The following is a 25,893-nucleotide window of genomic DNA, read 5'->3' as shown; positions in this document are numbered from 1 at the left end:
AATTCCCTTGCTCCCTACGAAAAAAGCGTCTATAATGGAAAAAGATATTGCACACAGGGAGGAACATATGAATAGATTTTCAAAAAGAGTTGCATGTGCAGTTCTGGCGGGCGCTATGAGTATGACAGCGCTTGCAGGCTGCGGCAGTGATAAAATAGATGGAACAAAACCGCTGATTACCGGAGGAGAGGACACTGTAACCATAGGAACTGCGAACCTGATGCTTCGTATGAATCAGGCGCAGATGATATCCTACTATGCTATGATGGGCGGAAGTACAACAGGAATGTGGGAGCAGGATGCAGGCGATGGAAAGACATATGCAGATACCACAAAGGAAAGTGTGGTAGACCAGTTAGAGAGTATGATTCTTTTGAAGCAGCATGCAAAAGACTATAATGTGACTGTTTCCGAAGAGGAGCAGGAAGAAATCGAAACAGCGGCAAAGGCTTTTACAGAAGCCAATGATAAGGCAACATTGGAAAAACTGGCAGTTACACAGTCTGATGTGGAAACACTTCTGGAACTGTATACTTACCAGAACCGTATGTATGAGCCAATGACGGCAGATGTGGATACGAATGTGGAAGATTCCGAGGCTGCACAGAGCAAAATTACCTACTGTAAAGTGGATATCAGTGATACCCTGAATGAGGATGGAACCACTACCCCTATTACCGATGAGGAAAAACAGGCGAAGAAAGCCCAGGCCCAGGCTGTTCTTGATAAGGTCAAAGCCTCCGGGGATGTGGCTTCTGCGGATATGGATGCACTGGCTAAAGAGGTGGATGAAAACCTCAGCGCTGTGGATACTACTTTCGGTGAGGATGACAGTCTTTTGGATGATAAGGTGAAAGAGGCTGCAAAGACCCTGACAGACGGCACTCTTTATGGAGAAGTGGTAGAAGGCGAGAGCGGTTATTATGTGGTAAGGATGGACAGTGTTTTGGATCGTGAAGCTACAGACCAGGAAAAAGAGAGTATTGTAAACCAGCGGAAACAGGAAACTTATAGTGACTTACTGGAAGACTGGAAAAAAGAGACCAAGTTCACTGTGGATAAGAAAGAGTGGAAAAAAGTAAAGCTCACAGACAATGATCAGTATACTATTAAGCAGCCTGAGACAACCGACAGCACAAATGAGGACGGAGAAACAAATACAGAGGCAGCAGAGTAGCATAAACGGTTGTCTGATGCAGAGGACTTATAGGAAAAGGGAAGCTGTTGTACACAGAAATGTGTATAACGGCTTCTTTTGCAGTTACTGTCATGAAAAAATAAAATTGAATATACAATTCTGAAAAATATAATTAATTTACAGCTTAAATAAAATGCATTAGTAAATAATAAAAAAATAAAACTTTTTACAAAAAATATATTGACAAATATAGGCGAGTGGTGTATTATAAAATCAACAAAAAACAAAACACCTTACAAACACTACTTCATATCCAATTTAAAATTTGAAACGAGAAATCAATTTTAAAGTTGGCTACAAGGTACAAAAGAAGAATCATTATTCAAAAAACTTTAGGTGTACGGAGAATACAAAATAAGTGATAAAAATAATGAAAAAGTACCAAGGACAAAAGTAATGGAAAGGTGAAAGGGTTTTTGAATACGGTAAGGAGGTTCAGTCCAATGGGATGTGAAGAATCTAATTATCAATATGAGAGTGGTAAGGCATAACTCCCCTAAGAAAGACCTGAAAAGATGATAAAAAGAAAAAATCCTTACATATCTGTATATAGATAAAGGAAAAGGTTTCAGGTAAATATCAAAGGTGTCCTCATATTGAATGTTTACCACAAAAATAATAAGAAGGTTTTAAAATATATGTAAAGAAATATATTTTAAAAGAGAAAAGTATTTATACATCATTTAAAAGTATAGCGAAAAAGTAGTATAATGAGTTGTATTCGTTGAAATAAACCTGTTGTATTCCGTGAATCTGAAAAGATACGTTATATTCAAAAGAAATGTATAAAGAAAATCTTTGAAAACAAATAGCCCGAACTATTTGTTCAGAAACTTTTTATTATCCGCATAGATAGATTGATAGAAAACTTTCAGTAAATTCATATAGAATTTATAGACAGGGGAAAGGGAAAAACGTAAATTCTTAACTTGTAAATGTCAATTTAGAAGTTTGGAGAGAAAGGAATAAAAAATTGAATAACGCAGAACATTAGAACAACCGTTATATCTGAAAAGATGAAGATATAGCGGTTGTTCGATTTCTGTGGTAAAATAGAAAGAAAAAACAAAATTACGGGGTTATGATGAATACTATAAAAATAGAAGAAAATATATTATATGAAGATAAAGATGTGGTTGTATGCTGTAAACCGGCCGGTTTTCCGGTACAGACCAGAAAGCCGGGCTGCATGGATATGGAGAGCGCTTTAAGAAATTATCTTGCAGGCAAAGGGCAGGGAACCTATCTGGCGGTTATCCACCGTCTGGACCAGCCGGTACAGGGAATCCTTGTATTTGCAAAAAATAAAGGAAGCGCAGCAGACCTCAGTCAGCAGATACAGCAGGGGAAAATGGAGAAGAAATATCTGGCTTATGTGCAGGGAAAGCCGGAAGAAAAAAAAGGTCGTCTGGTAAATGAAATGGAAAAAGACTCCAGAACAAATACCTCCAGAGTTGTGGAAAAGAAAACTTCGTCCAGCAAAAGGGCGGAACTGGATTATTGCGTTTTAAAGGAAACGGAAGAGGGAAGCCTTGTGGAAATTCATCTTCACACAGGGCGGCATCATCAGATTCGTGTACAGATGGCTTACGCAGGAATGCCTCTGTTTGGAGATACGAAATATAACCTTGAAGAAAAGGAAAAGGACCAGTGGCAGCAGATTGCGCTGTGCGCGTATAAGCTTTCTTTTTTTCATCCGGCAACAAAGAAAAAAATGGAATTTCAGGTAACACCGGTTGGAAATTTTCCTATAGTATAGGAAGGTTCTGTTTTCTCATACTATTCATAACAGGATAAATGAAAGTATGGGGGAACCGAAGATGAACCGGAAAAAATTTTTAATGACAGTGGGAGTAATTGCGGGCGTATTTCTGGGAATGAAATATGTTTTTCCTGTTATGCTCCCCTTTTTTTGTGGCTTTCTTCTGGCTGAGATAATACATCCGGTGGCTTATGGTATGGCAAAAACTAAATTTGGAAAAACTCTGCATTTGACAGAAAGCGGCATTGGCGGAGTGTTGATTTTGTTGGCTGTATGTACGGGAGTATGGGGACTTTTGGCAGGGGCGGATTATCTTACCGGGAAAATCGGGGACTGTCTGCGGTATTATCCCGTGATAAAAAATTACGCAGAGGATTTGCTGGAGCAGTGCTGCAAAGGTGTGGAACACATGACGGGGATTTCAGCAGAGAAAAGCAGCGCGTATCTTTGCGGACAAATAGAAAATATAGGGAATTATTTTCTGCGGGACGGAAAAGGAATGGACACGGCCATGGAATCTGTCCGCTGCTGTGTGATAATCGTCGGGATGTTGATGGTGGCTGTTGTGTCCTCAATTTTATTCCTTCAGGAACGGGAGAAAATCAGGGGGTTCTTGGAAAAACAGGACTTTTTCAGGAACATGAAGCGCCTGGCGCAGGAAGTATTTCGGGGAGTAGGGCAGTATCTGCACGCGCAGTTGAAGATTATGGCTGTTATCTGTCTGTTATGTATCGGTGGTCTTTGGATTTTAAAAGTCAGACACTTTTTGGGTTATGGACTGGTCTTGGGGATTCTCGATGCATTTCCGGTTTTGGGGACGGGATTATTTCTGGTTCCGGCGGGGATTTTTCAGATGCTTCTGGGGGACAGTTTCCAGGGGGTAGGATTTCTGGTTTTATATGGGGTGACAGCGGTGGTAAGACAGATTCTGGAACCCAGGCTCATTGGGAATCATATGGGAGTTTCGCCCCTGCTGGTACTGCTGTCCGTATATTTGGGGATTTTTTTGTACGGTGGTTTCGGTTTTCTTCTGGGACCTCTGTCTGCGCTTCTTATCTACGGAATTTCAAAAAATTTTATAAACAAAAAGCAATAGCTATGGACTAATAATGGCTTTCGTGTATAATGGAAACGTAGTTTTTAAATCCAAAGATAAATTGTTGTAAAAGGCGGGTAAAGTCATGAAAAAAGTAGTGGTAATGTTTTTATGTGCCATGCTGACTATGGGAAGCATCAGTGCATGCGGCAAATCTGAATCCGATAAAAATGGGAAAAATACCGTTCAGGCACAGACGGAGGATAAGACGACAGAAGAAAATAAGACAGAAGATAAAGCAGAAGACAGCGATACAGAGGCAAAAGAAGAAGCGGATAAGAATTCGGAAAGCAGTGAAATGGAAAACCCGACAGAGGAAGAAGGCCAGGATGCTGCAGGCGAAGAGAGTGATATGGCAGAAGATATGACAATGAAAGTGCTGAAAGAAAGCGCCGGGACCATAGACTATACGGCTCTGGAAGAATTAAATCCCGAACCGGGAAGTCATATTGCAGTCGTGGTAAAAAATACCAAATCCAATTTCTGGGCGACTGTGAAAAAGGGAATGACAGCTGCAGTCAAAGATTTGAATGAAAAAATGGGATACAAAGGAGATGATAAGGTTAAACTATCCTTTGAAGGACCTGCAGATGAGCTGGATGTGGAAAGCCAGATTAATACCATTGACGCAGTTCTGGCGGAAAATCCTACGGTTTTATGTCTGTCAGCCATAGATATGGAATCCTGCGGCGCACAGCTGGAAGAGGCTATGGGAAATGAAATCCCCGTGGTGATTTTGGACTCAGGTGTGGAAAGTGAACTGGTAAATACAGTGTGCGCTACAGATAATTACGCGGCAGGGGCAGAAGCAGCCAAAAAGATGGCGGAAGCTATTGGAAATAAAGGGCAGGTAGCGATTATGGCTCATGCAGAAACTTCCAAGAGCAGTCAGGATAGGGAAAAGGGATTTACAGAAGAAATTGCAAAGAACTATCCCGAGATTGAGATTGTGAATATTTCTCATGAAAACGAAGAAAACAGTATGTCGGAAATGGCAGAGGCTGTTCTGGTTTTGTATCCGGAAGTGAAGGGCTATTATTGTACAAATGAGTATGCAGCCAATGACGTTCTGGATGTCGTAGCAGCTTCCGGGAAAGAAATCACCGTGTTGGGATTTGATGCAGGTAAAAAGCAGGTGAATGCAGTGAAAAACGGAACAGAGCTTGGAACCTTTGTGCAGAACGCTTATGGAATGGGATATGCTACGATTATTTCCGGTATCCGGGCTGATATGGGGCTGCCAAATGATAAGTTTATCAATACGGGCTATCAGTGGATAGACAGTTCCAATGTGGATTCTAAAGAATACGCTAATTATTTATATGAATAAAGCGCTGATGTGAAAGTGAATAAAAGAAGTGAATTGCTAACAAGATAATTTGTTAAAACACACAAAAGACAAAAGGAGAGATTGTACAAAATCAACACAATCTCTCCTTTTGTCTTTTGGAAACAGGGATGAAACCAATAATATTGGCGATTGAGACGACAAAATTCGTTATTAAATTGACAAAATGCATAATTCATAGTAATATCAAACTATGTGAAGGTGGTGATACTGTGGTAGAAGAAACAATCAAAGAAATCCGGAAAACTGAACAGGAAGCGGAGGAGATTGCAGCTAATGCCAAAAGTCAGGGCGCGCAGATTCTCCAGCAGGCGAAACAGGAAACGGAGCGGGCGAAGGCCACTATGATTGAGAATGCGCAGGAGAAGGCGAAAGCAAATAGAGAAGCTGCGCAGGCTGCCGGAGAGAGAAGGCTTGCAGAAGCTTTGAAATCGGCAGAAAAGGAAATTGCAGAAATAAAAAGGACTGCAAAAGAAAAAGAAAAGCAGGCAGTACAGGCTGTTATTGAAAGTCTGATATAAGACTGCCAACAAAAACAGGAAATAAGGAGTGATGCGAATATGGCAGTATTGCAGATGCAAAAAGTCAGTATCTGCGCGCTGAAAAAGGACAGAAAAGCCATTTTAGAGAAAATTCAGTCCATGGGTGTTATGGAAATCTCCAGATTTGAAAGTGAAGAAGAGGGTTTTCAGACAGTAAATACTCAGGAAGATCGGAGCGCATTTGAGAAAAATGCAGCTTTGGCGGACACGGCGCTGAATATTCTTCAGGAGTATGTACCGGAAAAGGTATCCATGTTTGCCAGTCTGGAAGGCAAAGACCTGATAGAAAAGAGCAAATATCTTGAAACTGCCCATAGGGAAAAGGAAGTTCTGGATATGGCGGCGCAAGTGGTCAAACTGCATAAGCAGACGGCAGAGTGCAAAGCCAATGTGCAGAAGCTGGAAAATCAGATAGAGGCCCTGCGTCCGTGGATGAATCTGGATATTCCCGGAGATTTCCAGGGAACGGAAACTGCGGCAGTGCTCATTGGTTCGATGTCAGGAAGCTTGACACTGGAAGATATTTACAGTCTGATTTTAGAGCAGGCGCCGGAGGTGTCCGGAGTGGATATTTCTATTTTATCTTCGGAAAGAGATACGGTGTATCTTGCGGTGGTCTGCCTGAAAAAAGATGTGGAAAAAGTGGAAGAAATTCTTCGGCAGAGTGGATTTGCCAGGCCGTCTCAGAGTATGAGCAAGATTCCGGCCAGGGAAAAAGAAGACCTGCAGCAGCAAATTACAGTTTTGCAGCAGGAGATGGAAGAATGTGGCAATAAAATTGCTTCCTATGCTTCTGAACGGGAGAAATTCAAACTGATTTCAGACTATTTCCGGGCAAGAGCCGAGAAATATCAGATACTGGGACAACTTCCCCAGTCAAAGAAAACGTTTCTGGCAGAAGGTTATGTACCAGCAAAGGCAGTACCCGCGCTGGAAAAAGCATTAAATGCGGACTTTGATTTAAGCTTTGAGACAGAGGAAATCCCGGAAGAGGAAGAGATGCCGGTGCTTCTGGAAAACAATGGATTTTCAGAATCCGTGGAAGGTGTTCTGGAGTCCTATGGTCTTCCCAAAAAGGGAGAAATAGACCCCACAATGCTGATGTCCTTCTTCTATGTGTTTTTCTTTGGATTGATGCTGTCCGATGCAGCGTATGGGCTGGTGATGTTCCTGGGCTGTTTTGTGATACTGAAGAAGTTCCCGCGTATGGAACAGTCTTTGAAAAAATCCATTAAGATGTTTATGTACTGCGGGGTTTCTACTTTAATATGGGGTATCCTTTTTGGCGGATATTTTGGAGATGCCATAGATGTAGTGGCACGAACCTTTTTCCATGTGGAGGTTCCGGAAGGCGGTCTTGTAAAGGCGCTTTGGTTTGTTCCTTTAAATGAGCCCATGCGTATGCTGATGTATTCCATGGCATTTGGTCTGATTCATTTGTTTGTGGGACTGGGCATTAAGGGGTATATGCTTTTAAGAGACAAGAAAGTTCTGGACTTTTTCTGCGATGTGGTGTTGTGGTATGTATTCCTTATCGGATTACTGCTACTGTTGCTGCCCAGTTCTATTTTTGCCTCTATTGCGCAGGTAGACCCCAGCATTTTCCCACCGTTTGTGGGAAGCGCAGGAAAGATTCTTGCTATTGCAGGTGCGTTGGGACTTCTGTTTATGTCAGGACGTTCCAGTAAGAACTTCGGGCTTCGTCTGGCCCTTGGTGCTTACGATATTTATAATGTAACAGGCTGGCTTAGCGATGTGCTTTCTTATTCCCGTCTTCTGGCGCTGGGACTGGCAACCGGTGTAATTGCTTCGGTTATTAACCAGATGGGCAGTATGAGGGGAGACGGCGTTTTAGGTGTAGTTGTGTTCCTGGTAGTCTTTGTATTCGGACATACCTTTAACATGGCCATCAATATTTTAGGCGCCTACGTTCATACGAACCGTCTGCAGTTTGTTGAATTTTTCGGCAAATTTTATGAGGGTGGAGGAAAAGCCTTTCACCCGTTTAAGTTCAATACAAAGTATGTGGATATTAAGGAGGAAAAAAGTTTATGAGTCATTTAGGAATTGTTTATGCATTATTAGGTGCAGCATTGGCAGTATTTTTAGCAGGTGCGGGTTCTGCAATCGGAGTTGGTATTGCAGGTCAGGCTGCGTCAGGGGTTGTTTCAGAAGACCCAAGCAAGTTTGCAAAAGTATTGATTATGCAGCTTCTGCCGGGTACACAGGGTATTTATGGTCTTCTGGTTGGATTTATTACACTGTCTAAAATCGGACTTTTAGGCGGCGGAATGTTGGAATTAACACCGCAGCAGGGGCTTCTGGTACTGGCAGCGTGTCTTCCTATCGGTATTGTTGGATTGATTTCCGGAAAATCTCAGGGCAAGACATCTGCAGCAGCCATCGGAATTGTTGCTAAGAAACCGGAACAGTTCGGTAAAGCTATGCTTTTCCCTGCAATGGTTGAGACTTATGCAATCCTGGCGCTTCTGATTTCCATTCTGGCTGTAACAAATCTTCAGTTTTAATTGAGTTTTTATTGCAGAAATCGTAAAGGAGAGCAGAAGAATGACTGGATTAGAAAAAATGAAAAGCCAGATTCTTGAAGAAGCAAAAGCCGCTGCCGGAGAAATCCTTGCAGATGCTGAAAAACAGGCAAATGCAGTGAAGGAAAAGGGAAAAGAAGAGGCAGAAGCTGCGTGCAGAGAAATCTCCCAAAAGTCAGAAGAAGAGGTGAAAGCGGTTGAGGAACGTGCTGTTTCTTCCTGTGATTTACAGAGAAGAAAAGCACTCCTTACAGCAAAACAGGAAATCATCAAAGAGGTGCTGGACAGTGCATATCAAACCTTGCTGGACGCAGATGATGAAACCTATTTTGCCCTTCTCAGAAAAATGCTGCATAAGTTTGTGCTGGCACAGGAAGGGGAAATTTGTTTTTCTGACACAGATTTAAAGAGACTGCCTCAGGGCTTTGAAGAAGAGATTCAGGCGATAGCAAGAGAGAAAGGCGGCGTACTGACACTTTCAAAGGAAAGCAGAAAGGTATGCGGCGGATTTGTTCTTATATATGGAGGAATTGAAGAAAACTGTACCTTTGAGGCTATGTTCAGTTCCAAAAGAGACGAACTTTCTGACAAAGTTCACCGTTTATTATTTTTAGAAGCATAACCGCAAAAAGGAGGAATGGACTTGTCTAGTACGAAATATACCTATGCGGTTGCGCGAATCCGGGCGTTGGAAACAGCGTTGTTTGACGCTTCAGTGATTGAACAGCTTCTGGCCTGCAGTACAGAGCAGCAATGTATTCAGCTTTTGCAGGAAAAGGGCTGGGGAGACGCAGATACGCCTGCAAAGGCAGAGGCAATTTTAGACCGTGAGCAGGAAAAGGCGTGGGAGACTATTCGGGATTTGCATGTGGATATGTCTGTGTTTGACGTTTTTTCCTATCCCAATCTGTTTCACAACTTAAAGGCAGCCGTTAAAGAAGCCTGCACTTCCCAGAATGGAAGGAACCGGAAAATTTACTATGAGGATACCAATATTTCACCGGATGAAATGCTGGATATTATCCGCAGCAAAGAATTTTCCAGACTTCCTGAATATATGGCGAGCGCGGCAAAGGAAGCTTATGAAACCCTTCTTCATACAGGAGACGGGCAGTTGTGTGATGTGATTGTGGATAAGGCGGCTCTTGAGGCTGTGTACCATGCAGGAGAGCGGGCGACAGACAGCATTATCCGGGATTATGCGGAATCTATGGTAGCCATTGCGGATATTAAGATTGCTGTGCGTTCACAGAAAACCGCAAAGACAATAGAATTTATGAAACGTGCAATGGCACCATGCAAGTCGCTGAATGTGGAACGTCTGGCAAAGGCGGCATGCAGCAGCATGGAGGCTATTGTGGACTATCTGGCAGGAACTGTTTATGCAGAAGGTGCAGCAGCTATTGCAGAATCATCTTCCGCATTTGAGAGATGGTGCGACAACCGTATGATGCGCACTATGCAGCCCCAGAAATATGAATCCTTTTCCGTAGGACCGCTGGTAGCGTACCTGCTGGCAAGGGAGAATGAAATAAAAACCGTGCGGATTATTCTTTCCGGAAAACAGAATGGTTTTTCCGAGGAGGCTATCCGGGAAAGGGTAAGGGAAATGTATGTATAAGATTGCAGTGGTAGGTGATTACGACAGTATTTACGGATTTGCCGCACTGGGTCTTGAAATTTTCCCGGTGGCAAACCGCAGGGAAACAGAAGAAAGATTAGCAGCTCTGGCCGACAGCGGATATGGAATTGTCTATATCACGGAAGCTGCGGCAGCCGAGTGCGGACAGATAATAGAGAAATTTCAGGAAAGACTGTTGCCCGCTGTTATCCGGATTCCCGGTGTATTCGGAAATACAGGCGACGGAGTGCAGGGAGTGAAAGACTCTGTAGAACAGGCAGTCGGTTCTGACATTCTGTTCAGTAATAATTAGAAAGCAGGTGATACGTGACCATGAGCAAGGGTACGATTAAAAAAGTAGCAGGACCGCTGGTTATTGCAGAAGGCATGCGTGACGCGAATATGTTCGACGTGGTTCGTGTAAGTAATCAGCGTCTGATTGGTGAAATCATAGAAATGCATGGAGATGAGGCATCTGTTCAGGTATACGAGGAAACTTCGGGACTTGGACCCGGAGAACCGGTAGAATCCATAGGGGAGCCTCTTTCCGTAGAACTTGGACCAGGTCTGATTACCAGTATTTATGACGGTATTCAGAGACCTCTGGATGATATTATGAAGGTTTCCGGCACCAATTTAAAGAGAGGTGTGGAAGTTCCTTCTCTGAAAAGAAATTTGAAATGGGACTTTGTTCCTGCGGTAAAACCAGGTGATGCGGTAGAAGCCGGCGACATTATCGGTACGGTACAGGAGACTATCGTAGTCAATCATAAAATCATGGTTCCTTATGGCGTCAAAGGTACTGTCAAAGAGATTAAAGCGGGAGAATTTACCGTAGACGAAGTGGTGGCTGTGATTGCAGGAGAAAATGGTGACAGAGAACTTACCATGGCGCAGAAATGGCCGGTTCGTAAAGGCCGTCCCTATCTGAAAAAACTTCCGCCGGAAATGCCTCTGGTAACGGGACAGCGTGTTGTTGATACTTTCTTCCCTATTGCCAAAGGTGGTGTGGCAGCCGTTCCGGGACCATTCGGAAGCGGAAAAACCGTTATTCAGCACCAGCTGGCAAAATGGGCGGAAGCGGACATCGTTGTATATATCGGCTGCGGAGAACGCGGAAACGAGATGACAGACGTATTGAACGAGTTTCCGGAACTGAAAGACCCGAAAACAGGCCAGTCTCTGATGGAGAGAACTGTGCTTATTGCCAATACTTCCGATATGCCGGTTGCAGCCCGTGAGGCATCTATTTATACCGGTATTACCATTGCAGAATATTTCCGTGATATGGGATATTCCGTAGCGCTGATGGCAGACTCCACTTCCCGTTGGGCAGAGGCTCTTCGAGAGATGTCGGGACGTCTGGAGGAAATGCCGGGTGAAGAAGGTTATCCTGCATATTTGGGTTCCCGTCTGGCTCAGTTCTACGAGAGAGCCGGTCATGTGATTTCTCTTGGGAAGGATAAGAGAGAAGGCGCCCTTTCCGTTATCGGCGCCGTATCTCCTCCGGGTGGTGATATTTCCGAGCCGGTTTCCCAGGCAACTCTTCGTATTGTCAAGGTATTCTGGGGGCTGGACGCGTCTCTTGCTTATAAGAGACATTTCCCGGCCATTAACTGGCTGACCAGCTACTCTCTGTATCTGGACAACATGGAAAAATGGTTCAATGAAAAAGTAGCGCCGGACTGGATGGAGGGACGTCAGAAAATGATGAGCCTTCTGCAGGACGAGGCAGAACTGGAAGAAATCGTAAAAATGGTTGGTATGGACGCGCTTTCCGCAGGTGACCGCCTGAAAATGGAAGCAGCCCGTTCTATCCGTGAGGACTTCCTGCACCAGAACTCTTTCCATGAAGTGGATACTTACAGTTCTCTGAAAAAGCAGCATCTTTTGATGAAACTGGTAGTGGCTTACTATGAGCAGGGGGCAGAAGCACTGGAAAAAGGTGCGGGTATTCAGGACCTTGTAAAACTGGAAGTTCGTGAAAAAATCGGACGTTTTAAATATGTAACAGAAGACAATTTGGACAACGAGTATGAAGCTGTCTTAAAACAGCTTTCAGAAGAAATTGCCAATGTATTAGGGAAGGAGGACTTCTAATGCCGAAAGAGTATAGAACCATACAGGAAGTTGCCGGCCCTCTTATGCTGGTACGCGGCGTTGAAAATGTACATTATGATGAATTAGGAGAAATCGAACTGGCCAGCGGTGAAACTCGCCGCTGCAAGGTTCTGGAAATTGACGGAAGCAATGCGCTGGTACAGCTTTTTGAAAGTTCTACCGGTATCAACCTGTCCAACAGTAAGGTGCGTTTCCTGGGACGAAGCATGGAACTTGGCGTATCTGAGGATATGCTGGGACGTGTCTTTGACGGCCTGGGACGTCCTATTGACGACGGTCCGGAAATCCTGCCGGACGAGAGAAGAGACATCAATGGTCTGCCGATGAACCCGGCTGCCAGAAGTTATCCGGAAGAGTTTATTCAGACAGGTGTTTCTGCCATTGACGGTCTGAATACCCTGGTTCGTGGACAGAAGCTGCCGATTTTCTCCGCTTCCGGTCTGCCTCATGCACAGCTTGCAGCGCAGATTGCGAGACAGGCAAAGGTACGCGGTTCAGGAGAAAACTTTGCCGTTGTATTTGCAGCTATGGGTATTACTTTTGAGGAATCCAACTTTTTCGTAGAAAGCTTTAAAGAGACAGGCGCTATTGACAGAACGGTTCTCTTTATCAACCTGGCGAATGACCCGGCGGTAGAGCGTATTGCCACACCGAAAATGGCACTGACTGCTGCAGAATATCTGGCATTTGAAAAGGATATGCACGTTCTGGTTATCCTTACGGATATTACCAACTACGCGGACGCTCTTCGTGAGGTATCCGCAGCCCGTAAAGAAGTTCCGGGACGCCGTGGTTATCCGGGTTATATGTATACAGACCTGGCAACCATGTACGAAAGAGCCGGACGTCAGAAAGGCAAAAAGGGAAGTATTACCATGATTCCGATTCTGACCATGCCGGAAGATGATAAGACCCACCCAATCCCTGACCTGACAGGTTATATCACAGAGGGACAGATTATCTTAAGCCGTGAACTGTACCGAAAAGGTGTGACACCGCCTATCGACGTACTGCCTTCCCTGTCCCGCCTGAAGGATAAAGGTATCGGCGAAGGAAAGACCCGTGCAGACCATTCCAATACCATGAACCAGCTTTTCGCAGCGTATGCCCGTGGTAAAGAGGCGAAAGAACTTATGGTCATTCTGGGTGAAGCAGCGCTTTCTGATATTGATATTATCTATGCAAAATTTGCAGACGCCTTTGAGAAGGAATACGTTTCTCAGGGATATATGGCAAACAGAGATATCGAAGAAACACTGAAAATCGGCTGGAAATTGCTTTCCATTCTGCCGAGAAGCGAACTGAAACGTATTGACGATAAATTCTTAGACGAATATTACGGCAAATACTAGAAAGAGGTGATACTTTGGCATCTACGCAGGTAACTCCTACCCGAATGGAACTCACCCGCCTGAAAAAGAAGCTGGTAACTGCCGTCAAGGGCCATAAACTCTTAAAGGATAAGCGAGATGAACTGATGCGTCAGTTTCTGGACCTGGTAAGAGAAAACATGGCTCTTCGCCAGAAAGTGGAAAAAGGGATTTTGTCGGCGAATAAGAATTTCGTGATTGCAAAGGCAGGTATGTCTGAGCAGATTTTAAACACGGCCTTAATGGCCCCCAAGCAGGAAGTCTATCTGGAAGCAGACAAGAAAAATGTCATGAGTGTGGATATTCCGGTGTTTCATACCAAGACCAGAACCGCAGACGCCAATGATATTTATTCTTATGGTTTTGCTTTTACTTCCGGCGACCTGGACGGCGCGGTAAAATCCCTGGCCGATATTCTGCCGGATATGTTAAGGCTTGCAGAAGTGGAAAAATCCTGCCAGCTGATGGCAGCGGAAATCGAGAAGACCAGGCGGCGTGTAAATGCTCTGGAACACGTCATTATTCCGGAGACGCAGCGAAATATCAAATATATCACCATGAAGTTGGACGAAAATGAGAGAAGTACGCAGATTCGTCTGATGAAGGTGAAGGATATGATGTTGGAAGAAGCACATCATTATAAAGAAAAAGAATATGCAGTGAAATAAGCTGCAATAAGAGAAGCCTTGTTTTTGGTATGAAATTTCGAGAGAAAGAGTGCCAGGAACGGGGTTTTTCTATGTTTTTAATGTTATCGAGTCGAACCAGCACCAGGTTTTCGGAAAAATGAGAGGAAAAGCTGTGCTGGACGACGGGAAAGAGATTGTGGTGAAGGATATGATGTGCTTTGCGGAGAAAGTGTGTAATCGGTATTAAAAACAAGTAGCGTTACAACCGTACAAGTATGTATAATAGAAGATAGAAGAATTCGTAATTACAAGGAGGCTATATACATGAGTGCAGAAGCAAACAAAAGTACGGTAGTAAACGGAAAAGCAGTACTTGGAATTGAGCTTGGTTCCACCAGAATTAAGGCAGTTCTGGTGAATGAAAAGAATGAACCGATTGCGTCCGGAAGTCATGAGTGGGAAAATCAGCTGGTAAACAATATCTGGACCTACAGCGAGGAAGCTATCTGGAAAGGTATTCAGGACAGTTATCAGGATATGGTAAAAGATGTAAAGGAGAAATACGGTGTGCCTGTGAAAAAATTGGCTGCACTGGGATTCAGTGCTATGATGCACGGCTATATGCCTTTTGATAAGGCAGGAAACTTGCTGGTCCCATTCCGAACCTGGAGAAATACCATGACGGAGCGTGCCAGCGAAGAACTGACGCAGCTTTTTGCCTATCACATACCTCAGAGGTGGAGCATTGCACACTTATACCAGGCAATTCTCAACAAAGAAGAGCATATAAAAGACATTGACTTTATGACGACTCTGGAGGGCTATGTACACTGGAAATTAACTGGAGAAAAGGTACTGGGGGTTGGGGAAGCTTCCGGTATGTTCCCGGTGGATATGAATATCCGCAATTATGATAAAAAGAGAACGGAACAGTTTGATGAACTGGTTGCATCCTATGGATTTCCATGGAAGCTGGCCGATATTCTGCCTAAGGTGCTGGTGGCTGGTGAAGAGGCAGGCCGTCTGACAGAGACAGGTGCCAAATTGCTGGACGTTACGGGCGAACTGGAAGCAGGTGTACCGCTGTGTCCGCCGGAAGGAGATGCAGGAACCGGAATGGTGGCAACCAACAGTGTGGCCCGGCGCACAGGAAATGTGTCTGCGGGAACTTCGGTGTTTGCTATGGTAGTTCTGGAAAAAGAGTTGTCCAGGGTATATCCTGAAATTGATTTGGTGACGACACCTACCGGAAACCTGGTGGCAATGGTACACTGCAATAACTGTACTTCTGATTTAAATGCCTGGGTGGGTATTTTCAAGGAATTTGCAGAAAGCATGGGGATGAAAGTGGATATGAATCCGCTTTTCGGAACCCTTTACCGCAAAGCGATGGAAGGAGATGCAGACTGCGGCGGTCTTCTGTCTTATAATTATTTCTCGGGAGAGCATATTACCGGTTTTGAAGAGGGGCGTCCGATGTTTGTCCGCACACCGGAAAGCAAGTTCAATCTGGCAAACTTTATGAGAGTGCATCTGTTTACTTCTTTGGGCGCACTGAAAACAGGCATGGATATTCTTCTGAAAGAAGAAGGCGTGAAACTGGACAAAATTCTGGGACATGGCGGCCTGTTTAAGACAAAAGGCGTGGGACAGAATTTACTGTCCGGTGCGATTCATACACCGGTGTCCGTAATGGAAACAGCGGGAGAAGGCGGTGCCTGGGGAATTGCTGTACTGGCTTCTTACCTGGTAAATAAAGAAGAGGGCGAAAGTCTGGAAGAGTATCTGGGCAATAAAGTCTTTGCCGGACAGAAAGGCACAGAAGTGCAGCCGGACGAAAGAGATGTGAAGGGCTTTGATGAATTTATGGTAAGATATAAAGCAGGGCTGGCTATTGAGAGAGCGGCCGTGGACAATCTGAAATAAGAAAAGTGGTTTGGAAGGGCAATCCTTGCAGGCAAGAATACCTTTTAGAGAGAAGGGGTATTTTGGCGGGCAGGATTGCCTTTTTTTGCTATTTACAAAGCGCAAAATCTGTGATAGTATATGCAATGCAAGAACGTATGTTCTGTAAAACTAAAAAGAAAGGGCAGAAAAATATGATAAAACGAAAATGGAAACATCTTCTGGTATATATGCTGATACTGCTGTTTTCCCTTACCGGGTGCAATGCTATGGATATCAGCAGCACAGAGGCAGACGCTGCGCAGCAGAATGAAGAACCGATACAGACACAGGAAGAAGCGCAGGCGGATTCGGCACATGCTTCACTGACAGTACATTATCTGGATGTAGGACAGGGCAATGCCATTCTGGCAGAGTCAGAGGGACATTACATGCTGATAGATGGAGGAGCGAGGGAAAGTTCGTCTTTTGTAGTTCATTATCTGAAAGAGCAGAAAATCGAAAAGCTGGATTATATTTTGATTTCTCACTTTGATGAAGATCATTTAGCGGGGGCTATCGGTGCGCTGTATAATTTTCCGGTGGATACGCTGATTACACCGGACTATGAGACAGATTCCGCTATTTACCGTTCTTATGAAAAGGCAGTGAAGGAGAAATCCTATGAAGCACTGCACCCGAAGGTGGGAGAACAGTTTGCTTTTGGGGCAGCAAAATTCCGTATCATTTCCCCTGTGTCGTATGGACATGAAGACGAAAACCAGGATTCTGTGGGAATAATTCTGGAAAATGGAAAGAATCGCTTTTTTATCGGCGGTGATATAGGTTTGGAAAGCGAAAAAGAAATTTTGGACGCTGGTACGGAGATTAAAGCAGATGTGATGTTGATGAATCATCATGGTTCCCATGTGAGTCGGAGATTTTTTGAACAGGTATCTCCGTCTTATTGCGTGATAAGCTGCGGGGCAGATAACAGTTATGGACATCCCAGGCAGGATACCGTGTCTCTGATTAAGGAAGAGCAAGTGCCGCTCTTCCGGACAGATAAGCAGGGAACCATTATTTTGCACAGTGACGGAAACAGCATTTCCTTTGAACAGGAGCCTTGCAATGATTATACGCCGGGACAGCGCGGGGCTTCCGGCGGACAGGAGGAAAGCGGAGAAAATCCGGATATACTGAATAATAGTGACGCACAGAATTGCGATTATATCCTCAATATCCATACAAAGAAAATTCACAGGCCGGATTGCACCTCTGTGAAGAACATGAACGAGGAAAACCGGGCTTATTATAAAGGAGATATTCAAATGCTGAGAGAAAGCGGCTATACAGATTGCGGAAGCTGTAAGCCATAAGAAAAGAGGGAAGACAGCCTGCTTTTGGGCTATTCTTCCCAAAATAAATCATTTAATGTACAGTCGAGTTCTTTGCAGATAGCAATACAGAGTTTTAAAGAAGGGTTAAAGTCCCCGGCTTCTATCATACCGATGGTCTGCCGGGTAACCCCAACCCGCTCAGCCAGTTGTATCTGCGAAAGATTCTTTTCCATTCTGGCTATTTTCATTTTTATATTTTTTTCCGTCTTTTTTTCCGTTGTTTCTTTTTTTCTCAAAATCCCATACCTTCTAAAAGTTCTTTTGCTTTTTCATAGTTTTCTTTTGTCACATAAATGAAAATTCCGGCTTTGGAAAATCCGCCGTAAAGGTTTAGAACTCCCATGCTGCTTTCGTCCTGCATGACAGCAGCAATTCCATTTGTTTCTAAAACATCGGCAATCATAGCAGCTTCCAGATTGTCTTTTGCGGTATACAGAGGAATCAATTCATCATTTTTCATTATAAAAGCCTCCTTTCTGTCCATAGCAGTTAATCGGAATACTTTTCTTCCTGTTTTCGTTCCTGTTTTCGGGCACCAGCCCCCAAAAGTGTAGTTACTATAAAACTAATTAGGGTGATTCCGATAAAGAAAAAGCACACGTATTTGCCGATAGCAGTATCAGCGCTTGCTTTGCGGCTTATGGCAAATCCATAAAAAATGCTGAAAATCCCAGAGCATACCAGACTGAGAATGAGATTTTCCCGCCAGGAACTTTTGGTCTTGTCGGAACTCCAGAGGCCATTCTTTATACAGCCGCTCAAATACACAAGACCGCCAGTTAAAACTGCAGCGGTTTCTCCAAGTACATTTTGCAAGGGAGCAGAGAAGAACGTCAGTTGGATTAGAATAGCAGTGATGGATACCAGAAAAATTACATAAAAACTGATGGTTCCCAGGTGCTCTGCTGTTTGCGTTTGTCGTTCATCGAAAAATTGTTTCATAGATATCCTCCTCTCTTTTGGTAGGAATGATAGAATAAAGTTAAATGATGATGGAGGTTTCCCTCTTCTTCTGATTTCAGCATACGCCTCAAATAATATAATGTCAAGTATATTTTGCATTTTTAAAATATACTTGACATTATAAGGATATGCGTATAACAGAATCGGGATTTTGATTGTCCATAGAAATAATTTATATTTATTTAATACTTGCCGCATTGACAACCCAACCTTCTCACAGTAATATGAAAATGTAGAAATTGTGCATTTGCACAGGAACTTATGGAGCGTTTTACATAATGGAAAGAGAAACCACAGATAAAAGGACAGAGAAGACAAAGGCCAGTATTCTTCAGGCTCTGATTTCATTGTCCAAGAAAAAAGAGATAAACGAAATTTCCATTCGGGAATTGACAGAGGCGGCGCATATACACAGAAATACTTTTTATCTTCATTACACAGATGTGTATTCCGTGCTGTCTGAAATAGAAGAAAACATGTGTCGGGATATTAAGCACATGGCAGAAAAGTATACTCCGGATGAACTGCGGGACCATGTGGGAGATGTGACGGCAGAGGCTTTCCGGTATCTATATGAGCAGAGGGAAAGCTGCATTTTGCTGCTGAGGGCAAGGAGTATGGTTTCCAGTGGGAAAAATTTATTGGAGAGTATTTTTGAGCGGTATCTCACTGCGTATCCGAAAAGTTTTGACCGGAACTCCCTGGAGTTTCAGGTACAGTTTCAGTATTGCACAGCAGGCGCGTTGGGTATTGTGAGATACTGGTTTGAACAGGACTTTACCCAAAGTCCGGAGAGAATGGCGGCCCTTACGGGACAGCTTTTGATAAAAGGGATTCAAGGAGCGACCCAGGTTTCATAAAGGAAGTACAGCGAGGAGAAAGCATGGAAGATTATGTAAAGTTAGAAAATGTGACAAAGATTTACAAGATGGGCGAGGTGGAAATACGGGCCGTGGACGGCATTTGTTTTTCCATTAAAAAAGGCGAATTTGTAGTTGTAGTTGGCCCAAGTGGTGCGGGGAAAACTACGGTACTGAATATCCTGGGCGGCATGGACACCGCGTCTTCGGGGCAGGTTTTGGTGGATGGCAGCGATGTGGCAAAGTACAATTCCAGACAACTGACAGGATACCGGAGAGATGATATTGGATTTGTATTTCAGTTTTACAATCTGGTACAGAATCTGACAGCTCTTGAAAACGTAGAACTGGCGCTGCAGATATGCAAAGAGCCGCTGGATGCGGCACAGGTACTGCGGGAGGTAGGGCTGGGAGAACGATTGAACAATTTCCCGGCACAGCTTTCCGGTGGTGAGCAGCAAAGGGTTTCCATAGCAAGGGCTTTGGCAAAAAATCCCAAACTTCTTTTGTGTGATGAGCCTACCGGTGCGCTGGATTACAATACAGGAAAATCTATTCTGAAACTTTTACAGGACACCTGCCGGAAAATGGGGATGACTGTGATTGTCATTACCCATAACTCTGCAATAGCTCCTATGGCAGACCGCATCATTCATATCAAAAACGGAAAGGTTTCTTCCATGGAACAGAACGAGCATCCGGTTCCGGTAGAAACCATTGAATGGTAGGTGAAGAGTGATGAAGAAGCGGGCGATTAGAAAAGATTGCTATATGGAAATCCGAAAAAGTAAGGGAAGATTCCTGTCTATTTTCTTTATTGTGGCTATGGGCGTGGCATTTTTCTCCGGTATTCGGGCCTCTGAACCGGATATGCGGTATTCGGGAGATGCTTACTTTGACCGGAAACAGCTTATGGACATTCAGGTTATGGGAACCCTGGGACTCTCTGAGGAAAACATCGAGGCCATTCGTCAGGTGAAAGGTGTGGAAAAAGCAGAGCCGGGGTATTCGGCAGATGTGCTGGTGGAGTCAAAGGGAAATCAGAAAGTACTTCACGTTTCTTCTATCCTGGATTCTATGAATCAGTATACCCTGGATGAAGGAAGAATGCCGGAAAAAGCAGGGGAATGTTTCATAGACCAGGATTTTCTGGCAGCTTCGGATTTAAAGGTAGGGGATAAAATTCAGCTTATCAGCGGAACCAAAGACCCGGTGACAGATACTTTTAAAACAGATATGTTTGAAATTGTAGGAAGCGGCAGCAGCTCTTCTTATGTGTCTTTCAGCAGAGGCAGCAGTACTGTGGGAAACGGAGAGGTCAATGGATTTCTGGCTGTGCTGCCGGAGGATTTTGCCTTGGACGTTTATACGGAGTGTTATGTTTCCGTGGAAGGTGCAAAAGAACTGACCGCATTTACGAAAGAATATGACGATTGTGTGGCCCAGGTACAGAAGCGGATAGAAGCCATTGGAGATGAACAGGGGAAACTGCGGGCTGATGAAATCCGCGAGGATGCACAGGAAGAACTGGATAAGGCAAAGAAAGAGCTGGAAGATGGCAAAGCAGAGTCAGAGGAAAAACTGGCAGATGCCAAAAAGCAGATAGAGGACGGAGAAAAACAGCTGCAGGAAGGAAAAGATAAGTTAGCTTCTGCCAGAAAAGAGGTACAGGACGGCAGAAATCAGCTTTATTCCAGCCAGAAAGAAGTAGATGCAGCAAAAACACAGATTTCTCAGGGCTGGGCACAGCTGGAAGAGGGAAAAGCAGAATTTGCAGCCAAAGAAGAGGAATTTAATCAACAGTATGAAGCCGGAATGGCCCAAATAGAGGAAGGAGAAGCCCTTCTGGCAGCGGGCTGGGAGGAATTTAACGGAAAGAAAGCAGAGTATGAAGCTGGTGTGGCCCAGTTAGAGGAAGCAAAAAGGCAGCTTGCAGCTTTGCAGGCATCTCTGGATTCCGGTATGCTTTCCGAAGAAGAAATTGCTCAGGTGCAGGGGCAGATACAGGCGCTGCAGCAGGTGATTTCTACCCAGGAACCTATATTGAATGAGGCAGGAACACAGCTTGCAGCAGCAGAAGCGGAGTTAAATCAGAAGCAGCAGGAAGCAGAAGCGCAGTCTGCAGCAGCAAAGGCGCAGTTAGAACAGGCAAAGGCTGCCATAGAAAGCGCCCGAGCTCAGCTTGCGGCAAGTGAGCAGGAACTAATTGCCGGACAGAATCAGGCAGACGAGGGACAGCAGCAGATCGATGCAGGCTGGAGTGGCATTTACGCCGGAGAGGCAGAAATTGAAAAAGGCGAGAAAGAAATCGCAGAAAATGAGCAGAAACTGGCAGACGCCAGAAAAGAGTATGAGAATGGTCAAAAAGAGGCTGACGAAAAGATAAAAGACGGAGAAGACGAAATCAAAGATGCGGAAGACAAGATTGAAGATATAGAAGATGCAGAGTGGTATGTAGAAGACAGAAGTGTTCTGCCGGAATATACCGGGTACGGTGACAATGCAGACCGCCTGCGGGCCATTGGTGCAGTTTTCCCCATTTTGTTCTTTGTAGTGGCAGCGCTTATCAGTCTTACCACTATGACCCGTATGGTAGAAGAGCAGAGAACCCAGATAGGCACTTTAAAGGCTTTGGGATACGGCAAATTCAGTATAGCTGGAAAGTATTTAAACTATGCGCTTCTGGCGACTATGGGCGGCAGTGTTTTAGGTGTACTATTCGGAGAAAAAGTTTTTCCGTACATTATTGTTACTGCCTATAAAATTATGTATACCCACATGCCGGACGTGGAAGTTCCATATAACTGGGAGTTTGGCATTATGGCAACTGCGGCGGCTCTGGTCTGTACGGTGGCGGCAGCAGCACTGGCCTGCTATAAAGAACTGGCTTCCCAGCCAGCAGTGCTTATGCGTCCCCCGGCACCGAAGCAGGGAAAACGCGTTTTCCTGGAGAGAGTACCATTTATATGGAAAAGACTGGGCTTTATCTGGAAGTCCACCATTCGCAACCTGATTCGCTACAAAAAGCGTTTCTTTATGACGGTGTTTGGTATTGGCGGCTGTATGGCTTTGATGATTGTGGGCTTTGGGCTGAGAGATTCCATTTTTTCCATAGCTAAAATCCAATATGAAGAGCTGCAGCTTTATGACGGTATGGTAATTCTGGACACGGATGCGGATAAGGAAGATAAAGAAGAGTTAAAAGAATATCTGCGCACGGACAAAGAAGTGGAAGCAGTTTCGGAAGGATATCTGAAGAAAATAACAGCAGAAAAGGACGGAACAGAGAAAGAGATATATCTGTATGCGCCTCAGAGCCTGGAAGAAAATAAGAAGTTTCTTCATTATCGTGACAGGAGAACTCATAAGACGTATGAGTTGGGGAAAGATGATGTGTTTCTCACAGAAAAAGCAGCAAAACTTCTGCATGTGAAAAAGGGAGATACGATTTCCGTAGAATTGGAAAATGGCGTACAGAAAGAATTGAAAGTTACAGAAATCTGTGAAAACTATATGGAACATTATCTCTATGTTTCACCGGATACATACGAAGAACTCTATGGAAAACCCATGGATTCCAACAATATTTACTTCAAAATGAAGGACTCGGATAAGGAACAGCTGACAAAAACAGGAGAAAAAATCCTGGATAATCGTGCGGCTTTGAATGTTTCTTATACCTACAATTTCCAGAGCCGTCTGGATGATATGCTGGAAAGTCTGGACATTGTCATTGTGGTGTTGATTGTGTCTGCGGGATTACTGGCCTTTGTGGTGCTGTATAACTTGAACAATATCAATATTACAGAACGGCGGCGGGAACTGGCTACCATTAAAGTACTGGGTTTTTACGACAAGGAAGTGTCCGCTTATGTTTACCGGGAAAACGTGCTGCTGACGATTATCGGCGTGATTGTAGGCATGATACTGGGGGCTTTGCTGCATCGGTATGTGATTACCACAGTGGAAATTGATGACGTCATGTTTACCAGAATCATAGAACCCCTCAGCTTTGTGTACAGCGCAGCGCTGACCTGTGTGTTCTCCGTGTTTGTAAACTGCGTGATGTATTTTAAATTGAAGAAAATTGATATGGTGGAATCGTTGAAGAGTGTGGAATAAAAAATTATCTTGACATAAAGTAAAAAAATTAGTAAATTATTTATTAGAAAATTGTGTGGAGGTTACTTATGGCAACGATAAAAGATATTGCGCAGGAAGTTGGGGTTTCTACTGCTACGGTATCCAGAGTATTAAATTACGATGAGACAATTTCAGTAAATGATGAAACCAGAGAAGCTATTTTTGAGACAGCAGAGCGTTTAGAATATAAAAAGAAAGTGGTTTATCCTAAAATTGATAAGGTGGCATTTCTGTTTTGGGCATCGAATCAGGAGGAATTAGAAGATATCTATTACCGCTCTCTTTATAAAGAGATAAAGAAACAGGCTGAAATCAGAAATGTGCAGTTTACAATCGTTACAAAAAAGCAGGGGATTCAAGCTGTACCTAAAGATACCAGAGCTTTTATCGGAATTGGGTGGTTTTCTCAGAAGGAGATAGACGTTTTGAGAACTATTACAAGGCAGGGAATTTTTATGGACACATCTCCAGACGAGAGTTTGTATGATTCTATTCGGCCGAATCTTGATTCTATCGTGACGCAGATAGTAGATTTTTTCTATAAGAAGGGTCATAGAAATATAGGATTTGTAGGTCCGTTTGATTACGATATTAACTCCTTTGAACGGGTGATGGATGTGCGTGAATGGTCGTTTATTGAAAGCGTGAAATACTATAATATATACGAGGAAAAAAATATTTATATAGCGGATGCACTGACCGTAGACGAAGGATATCGGATAGGGAAAAAGATGCTGGAAGAATTGGGTGAGAAGTTTCCTACAGCTGTGTGTGTGGCAAGTGATACATTGGCAGTAGGACTGTTGCAGGCTTTTAACGAAAAGGGAATTCTGATTCCAAAACGTATAGAGTTTTTTAGTATTAATGATATTAACGTGGCTCAGTATGTATCCCCTCCATTAACGACTTTTCATATTGATGTTCCGGCTATGTGTGAAAGTGCACTTGACCTTCTTACGGAAAGAATCATTAAAAAAAGAGAAATTACAAAAACAGTATATATCAACGGGAAACCGGTATTTCGTCGCAGTTGTACGGAATAACAGCGGAATATCTGATAAATAATAAAAAGAAGCCGTTTCATTTGTGCTATTAGTAGGCAAATGAAATGGTTTCTTTTTTGTGCAAAGGAAAATTGGGTAAAATGCCTGAAAAGAGTAAAAAAAGAAAAAAGAATATATAAATTCTTGACAAAGCAGTAAAAAGTTGCTAATATACTAATAAATAATTTATCAATAAAAAGATAAAAAAATAACTAAAATAAAAGTAAAAGGAGTAAGGATGGAATTTTTAAAGGGAATGGACATTTCCATGCTTTCGGAATTGGAAAAAAAGGGAATTCGATATTATAACCATGGAAGAGAAGAAGAACTTTTGGGTATTTTAAAAGAAAACGGAGTCAATGCAATTCGTCTTCGCATCTGGAACAATCCTTATGATGAAAAGGGAAATCCTTACGGAGGCGGAACGAATGACCTGGCTTCTGTCTTGAAAATGGCAGAGAGAATTAAAGAGAAAGGAATGCAATTTTTCCTGGATTTTCATTACAGTGATTTTTGGACGGATCCCAAAAAACAGATAAAGCCTAAAGCATGGAAAGAGTTATCCGGAAAAAAACTGGGTACAGCTGTTTACGACTATACCAAAATGGTATTAGAGGAGTTGCAGAAGAGAGACATACTGCCGGATATGGTTCAGGTGGGAAATGAAATCACAAATGGTTTTTTATGGCCGGATGGTCAGCTGAAAGCCTATCGAAATTTGGAAGAACAGCAACCCCAAAGAGAATATGAGTCCATGTTTTTCTTGTTAGAGAGAGGTATACAGGCTGTAAGAGAAGTTGACAGTAACATAGAAATTGTTTTACATTTAGATTTTGGTGGTGATAATGGACTTTATCGTGAATGGTTTGATGAGGCGGAAAAACATCGGTTGGACTATGATATTATCGGGTTGTCCTATTATCCATACTGGCATGAAAATTTAACAAAACTGGAAGAAAATCTGCAGGATATCAGTCAGCGATACGAGAAAGCGGTTTTGGTGGCAGAAACGTCGTATGGGTTCACCCTTGAGGAGAAGGAAGGATGCAGTCTGGTATTTTCAAAAGAACTTGCAGAAAAGGGTGGATATGAACCTGCACCGGAAGGACAGGCACAGTTTTTAAAAGACTTAATTGCGTGCATTGAGCGTGTGAAAAAGAATAGGGGACGGGGATTTTTTTACTGGGAACCCGCATGGATTCCGGGAGGAAATTCAACATGGGCTTCTGTAGAGGGACAGAAATATATGAATGATATGGCGCCTGAGGGCAATACCTGGGCCAATCAGGCTCTGTTTGACTATGAGGGAAATGTGTTACCTGCTCTGGAAATGCTGAAAAATATTCATAAAAATAAATGACCGAGGT

General features: G+C 43.5%; 24 protein-coding genes. 21 read left to right on the top strand and 3 right to left on the bottom strand.

Going from position 1 to position 25,893, the window contains the following annotated elements; translation table 11 throughout:
• The first annotated feature begins 67 nt into the window (after positions 1-67).
• From WKT17_RS12020 to WKT17_RS11945, 16 genes are all read left to right on the top strand, one after another.
• Entirely contained in the window at positions 68-1,177 is a 1,110-nt protein-coding gene (locus WKT17_RS12020) for a peptidylprolyl isomerase (protein WP_173749062.1), read from the top strand.
• 1,105 nt (positions 1,178-2,282) lie between these two features.
• Positions 2,283-2,957, top strand: coding sequence for an RluA family pseudouridine synthase (locus WKT17_RS12015; protein ID WP_173749063.1), 675 nt, complete (start codon positions 2,283-2,285; stop codon positions 2,955-2,957).
• 46 nt (positions 2,958-3,003) lie between these two features.
• A complete protein-coding gene (locus tag WKT17_RS12010; protein WP_291681162.1) occupies positions 3,004-4,056 on the top strand; it encodes an AI-2E family transporter in 1,053 nt (350 codons plus the stop codon).
• A gap of 85 nt (positions 4,057-4,141) precedes the next feature.
• Entirely contained in the window at positions 4,142-5,386 is a 1,245-nt protein-coding gene (locus WKT17_RS12005) for an ABC transporter substrate-binding protein (protein WP_291681161.1), read from the top strand.
• 230 nt (positions 5,387-5,616) lie between these two features.
• A complete protein-coding gene (locus tag WKT17_RS12000) occupies positions 5,617-5,925 on the top strand; it encodes a hypothetical protein (RefSeq protein WP_291681160.1) in 309 nt (102 codons plus the stop codon).
• 39 nt (positions 5,926-5,964) lie between these two features.
• Complete coding sequence (locus WKT17_RS11995) at positions 5,965-8,001, top strand: V-type ATP synthase subunit I (RefSeq protein WP_291681159.1); 2,037 nt, start codon at positions 5,965-5,967, stop codon at positions 7,999-8,001.
• Positions 7,998-8,474 carry a V-type ATP synthase subunit K gene (locus WKT17_RS11990; protein ID WP_173749066.1) on the top strand — a complete coding sequence of 159 codons (477 nt, stop codon included), beginning with the start codon at positions 7,998-8,000 and terminating at the stop codon, positions 8,472-8,474. Before WKT17_RS11995 ends, WKT17_RS11990 begins: the two co-directional genes overlap by 4 nt.
• A gap of 40 nt (positions 8,475-8,514) precedes the next feature.
• Positions 8,515-9,114, top strand: a complete 600-nt coding sequence (locus tag WKT17_RS11985; protein WP_291681158.1) for a V-type ATP synthase subunit E — start codon at positions 8,515-8,517, stop codon at positions 9,112-9,114.
• Positions 9,115-9,135: 21 nt separating this feature from the next.
• The gene (locus WKT17_RS11980; RefSeq protein ID WP_291681157.1) at positions 9,136-10,113 is read left to right on the top strand and encodes a V0D/AC39 family V-type ATPase subunit; all 978 of its coding nucleotides are present in this window, start codon (positions 9,136-9,138) and stop codon (positions 10,111-10,113) included.
• A complete protein-coding gene (locus tag WKT17_RS11975; protein WP_173749069.1) occupies positions 10,106-10,426 on the top strand; it encodes a V-type ATP synthase subunit F in 321 nt (106 codons plus the stop codon). The genes WKT17_RS11980 and WKT17_RS11975 overlap by 8 nt, the downstream gene beginning before the upstream one ends.
• Before the next feature lie 20 nt (positions 10,427-10,446).
• Positions 10,447-12,213: a V-type ATP synthase subunit A gene (locus WKT17_RS11970; RefSeq protein ID WP_173749070.1), complete on the top strand. Its 1,767-nt coding sequence runs from the start codon at positions 10,447-10,449 to the stop codon at positions 12,211-12,213.
• Complete coding sequence (locus WKT17_RS11965) at positions 12,213-13,586, top strand: V-type ATP synthase subunit B (protein ID WP_173749071.1); 1,374 nt, start codon at positions 12,213-12,215, stop codon at positions 13,584-13,586. Before WKT17_RS11970 ends, WKT17_RS11965 begins: the two co-directional genes overlap by 1 nt.
• A gap of 14 nt (positions 13,587-13,600) precedes the next feature.
• Entirely contained in the window at positions 13,601-14,272 is a 672-nt protein-coding gene (locus tag WKT17_RS11960; protein ID WP_173749072.1) for a V-type ATP synthase subunit D, read from the top strand.
• Positions 14,273-14,321: 49 nt separating this feature from the next.
• On the top strand, positions 14,322-14,480 hold the full coding sequence (locus WKT17_RS11955; RefSeq protein WP_226853558.1) for a DUF2804 family protein: 159 nt from the start codon (positions 14,322-14,324) through the stop codon (positions 14,478-14,480).
• Between the two features lie 77 nt (positions 14,481-14,557).
• Positions 14,558-16,159: a xylulokinase gene (locus tag WKT17_RS11950; protein ID WP_291681156.1), complete on the top strand. Its 1,602-nt coding sequence runs from the start codon at positions 14,558-14,560 to the stop codon at positions 16,157-16,159.
• Between the two features lie 173 nt (positions 16,160-16,332).
• The gene (locus WKT17_RS11945) at positions 16,333-17,496 is read left to right on the top strand and encodes a ComEC/Rec2 family competence protein (protein WP_291681155.1); all 1,164 of its coding nucleotides are present in this window, start codon (positions 16,333-16,335) and stop codon (positions 17,494-17,496) included.
• A 29-nt stretch (positions 17,497-17,525) separates the two neighbouring features.
• On the opposite strand, the gene WKT17_RS11940 is transcribed toward WKT17_RS11945, so the two are convergent.
• Genes WKT17_RS11940 through WKT17_RS11930 form a run of 3 tightly spaced genes read right to left on the bottom strand, consistent with a single transcriptional unit; the run spans position 17,526 to position 18,459 of the window.
• Entirely contained in the window at positions 17,526-17,705 is a 180-nt protein-coding gene (locus WKT17_RS11940; RefSeq protein ID WP_173749088.1) for a helix-turn-helix transcriptional regulator, read from the bottom strand.
• A gap of 44 nt (positions 17,706-17,749) precedes the next feature.
• Positions 17,750-17,977: a putative signal transducing protein gene (locus WKT17_RS11935; protein WP_291681154.1), complete on the bottom strand. Its 228-nt coding sequence runs from the start codon at positions 17,975-17,977 to the stop codon at positions 17,750-17,752.
• Positions 17,978-18,006: 29 nt separating this feature from the next.
• Complete coding sequence (locus WKT17_RS11930; protein WP_291681153.1) at positions 18,007-18,459, bottom strand: DUF6773 family protein; 453 nt, start codon at positions 18,457-18,459, stop codon at positions 18,007-18,009.
• A 299-nt stretch (positions 18,460-18,758) separates the two neighbouring features.
• Here WKT17_RS11930 and WKT17_RS11925 point away from each other — a divergent pair, with 299 nt between their 5' ends.
• The 5 genes from WKT17_RS11925 to WKT17_RS11905 all read left to right on the top strand — a co-directional run bounded on the left by WKT17_RS11925 (position 18,759) and on the right by WKT17_RS11905 (position 25,886).
• On the top strand, positions 18,759-19,340 hold the full coding sequence (locus WKT17_RS11925; RefSeq protein ID WP_173749077.1) for a TetR/AcrR family transcriptional regulator: 582 nt from the start codon (positions 18,759-18,761) through the stop codon (positions 19,338-19,340).
• Between the two features lie 23 nt (positions 19,341-19,363).
• On the top strand, positions 19,364-20,068 hold the full coding sequence (locus WKT17_RS11920) for an ABC transporter ATP-binding protein (protein ID WP_173749078.1): 705 nt from the start codon (positions 19,364-19,366) through the stop codon (positions 20,066-20,068).
• A 10-nt stretch (positions 20,069-20,078) separates the two neighbouring features.
• Positions 20,079-23,462 (top strand): ABC transporter permease, encoded by a 3,384-nt coding sequence (locus WKT17_RS11915; protein ID WP_173749079.1) that lies wholly within the window; start codon positions 20,079-20,081, stop codon positions 23,460-23,462.
• 68 nt (positions 23,463-23,530) lie between these two features.
• Entirely contained in the window at positions 23,531-24,526 is a 996-nt protein-coding gene (locus tag WKT17_RS11910) for a LacI family DNA-binding transcriptional regulator (RefSeq protein ID WP_294459336.1), read from the top strand.
• 238 nt (positions 24,527-24,764) lie between these two features.
• A complete protein-coding gene (locus WKT17_RS11905) occupies positions 24,765-25,886 on the top strand; it encodes a glycoside hydrolase family 53 protein (RefSeq protein ID WP_340272977.1) in 1,122 nt (373 codons plus the stop codon).
• Positions 25,887-25,893: the final 7 nt, after the last annotated feature.

This window comes from Blautia sp. HCN-20427, from assembly GCF_037890365.1.
In the GTDB taxonomy this organism is placed as follows: Bacteria; Bacillota; Clostridia; order Lachnospirales; family Lachnospiraceae; genus Blautia.
This window is presented reverse-complemented; position numbering and strand designations above follow the sequence as displayed.

Coding starts and splice junctions, on each gene's coding strand:
- WKT17_RS11975 (WP_173749069.1), top strand. CDS start 10,106: ATGTATAAGATTGCAGTGGTAGGTGATTACGACAGTATTTACGGATTT.
- WKT17_RS11965 (WP_173749071.1), top strand. CDS start 12,213: ATGCCGAAAGAGTATAGAACCATACAGGAAGTTGCCGGCCCTCTTATG.
- WKT17_RS11910 (WP_294459336.1), top strand. CDS start 23,531: ATGGCAACGATAAAAGATATTGCGCAGGAAGTTGGGGTTTCTACTGCT.
- WKT17_RS11990 (WP_173749066.1), top strand. CDS start 7,998: ATGAGTCATTTAGGAATTGTTTATGCATTATTAGGTGCAGCATTGGCA.
- WKT17_RS11920 (WP_173749078.1), top strand. CDS start 19,364: ATGGAAGATTATGTAAAGTTAGAAAATGTGACAAAGATTTACAAGATG.
- WKT17_RS12015 (WP_173749063.1), top strand. CDS start 2,283: ATGAATACTATAAAAATAGAAGAAAATATATTATATGAAGATAAAGAT.
- WKT17_RS11985 (WP_291681158.1), top strand. CDS start 8,515: ATGACTGGATTAGAAAAAATGAAAAGCCAGATTCTTGAAGAAGCAAAA.
- WKT17_RS11905 (WP_340272977.1), top strand. CDS start 24,765: ATGGAATTTTTAAAGGGAATGGACATTTCCATGCTTTCGGAATTGGAA.
- WKT17_RS11930 (WP_291681153.1), bottom strand. CDS start 18,459: ATGAAACAATTTTTCGATGAACGACAAACGCAAACAGCAGAGCACCTG.
- WKT17_RS11925 (WP_173749077.1), top strand. CDS start 18,759: ATGGAAAGAGAAACCACAGATAAAAGGACAGAGAAGACAAAGGCCAGT.
- WKT17_RS12005 (WP_291681161.1), top strand. CDS start 4,142: ATGAAAAAAGTAGTGGTAATGTTTTTATGTGCCATGCTGACTATGGGA.
- WKT17_RS12020 (WP_173749062.1), top strand. CDS start 68: ATGAATAGATTTTCAAAAAGAGTTGCATGTGCAGTTCTGGCGGGCGCT.
- WKT17_RS12010 (WP_291681162.1), top strand. CDS start 3,004: ATGGGGGAACCGAAGATGAACCGGAAAAAATTTTTAATGACAGTGGGA.
- WKT17_RS11950 (WP_291681156.1), top strand. CDS start 14,558: ATGAGTGCAGAAGCAAACAAAAGTACGGTAGTAAACGGAAAAGCAGTA.
- WKT17_RS11995 (WP_291681159.1), top strand. CDS start 5,965: ATGGCAGTATTGCAGATGCAAAAAGTCAGTATCTGCGCGCTGAAAAAG.
- WKT17_RS11940 (WP_173749088.1), bottom strand. CDS start 17,705: ATGAAAATAGCCAGAATGGAAAAGAATCTTTCGCAGATACAACTGGCT.
- WKT17_RS11945 (WP_291681155.1), top strand. CDS start 16,333: ATGATAAAACGAAAATGGAAACATCTTCTGGTATATATGCTGATACTG.
- WKT17_RS11935 (WP_291681154.1), bottom strand. CDS start 17,977: ATGAAAAATGATGAATTGATTCCTCTGTATACCGCAAAAGACAATCTG.
- WKT17_RS11970 (WP_173749070.1), top strand. CDS start 10,447: ATGAGCAAGGGTACGATTAAAAAAGTAGCAGGACCGCTGGTTATTGCA.
- WKT17_RS11915 (WP_173749079.1), top strand. CDS start 20,079: ATGAAGAAGCGGGCGATTAGAAAAGATTGCTATATGGAAATCCGAAAA.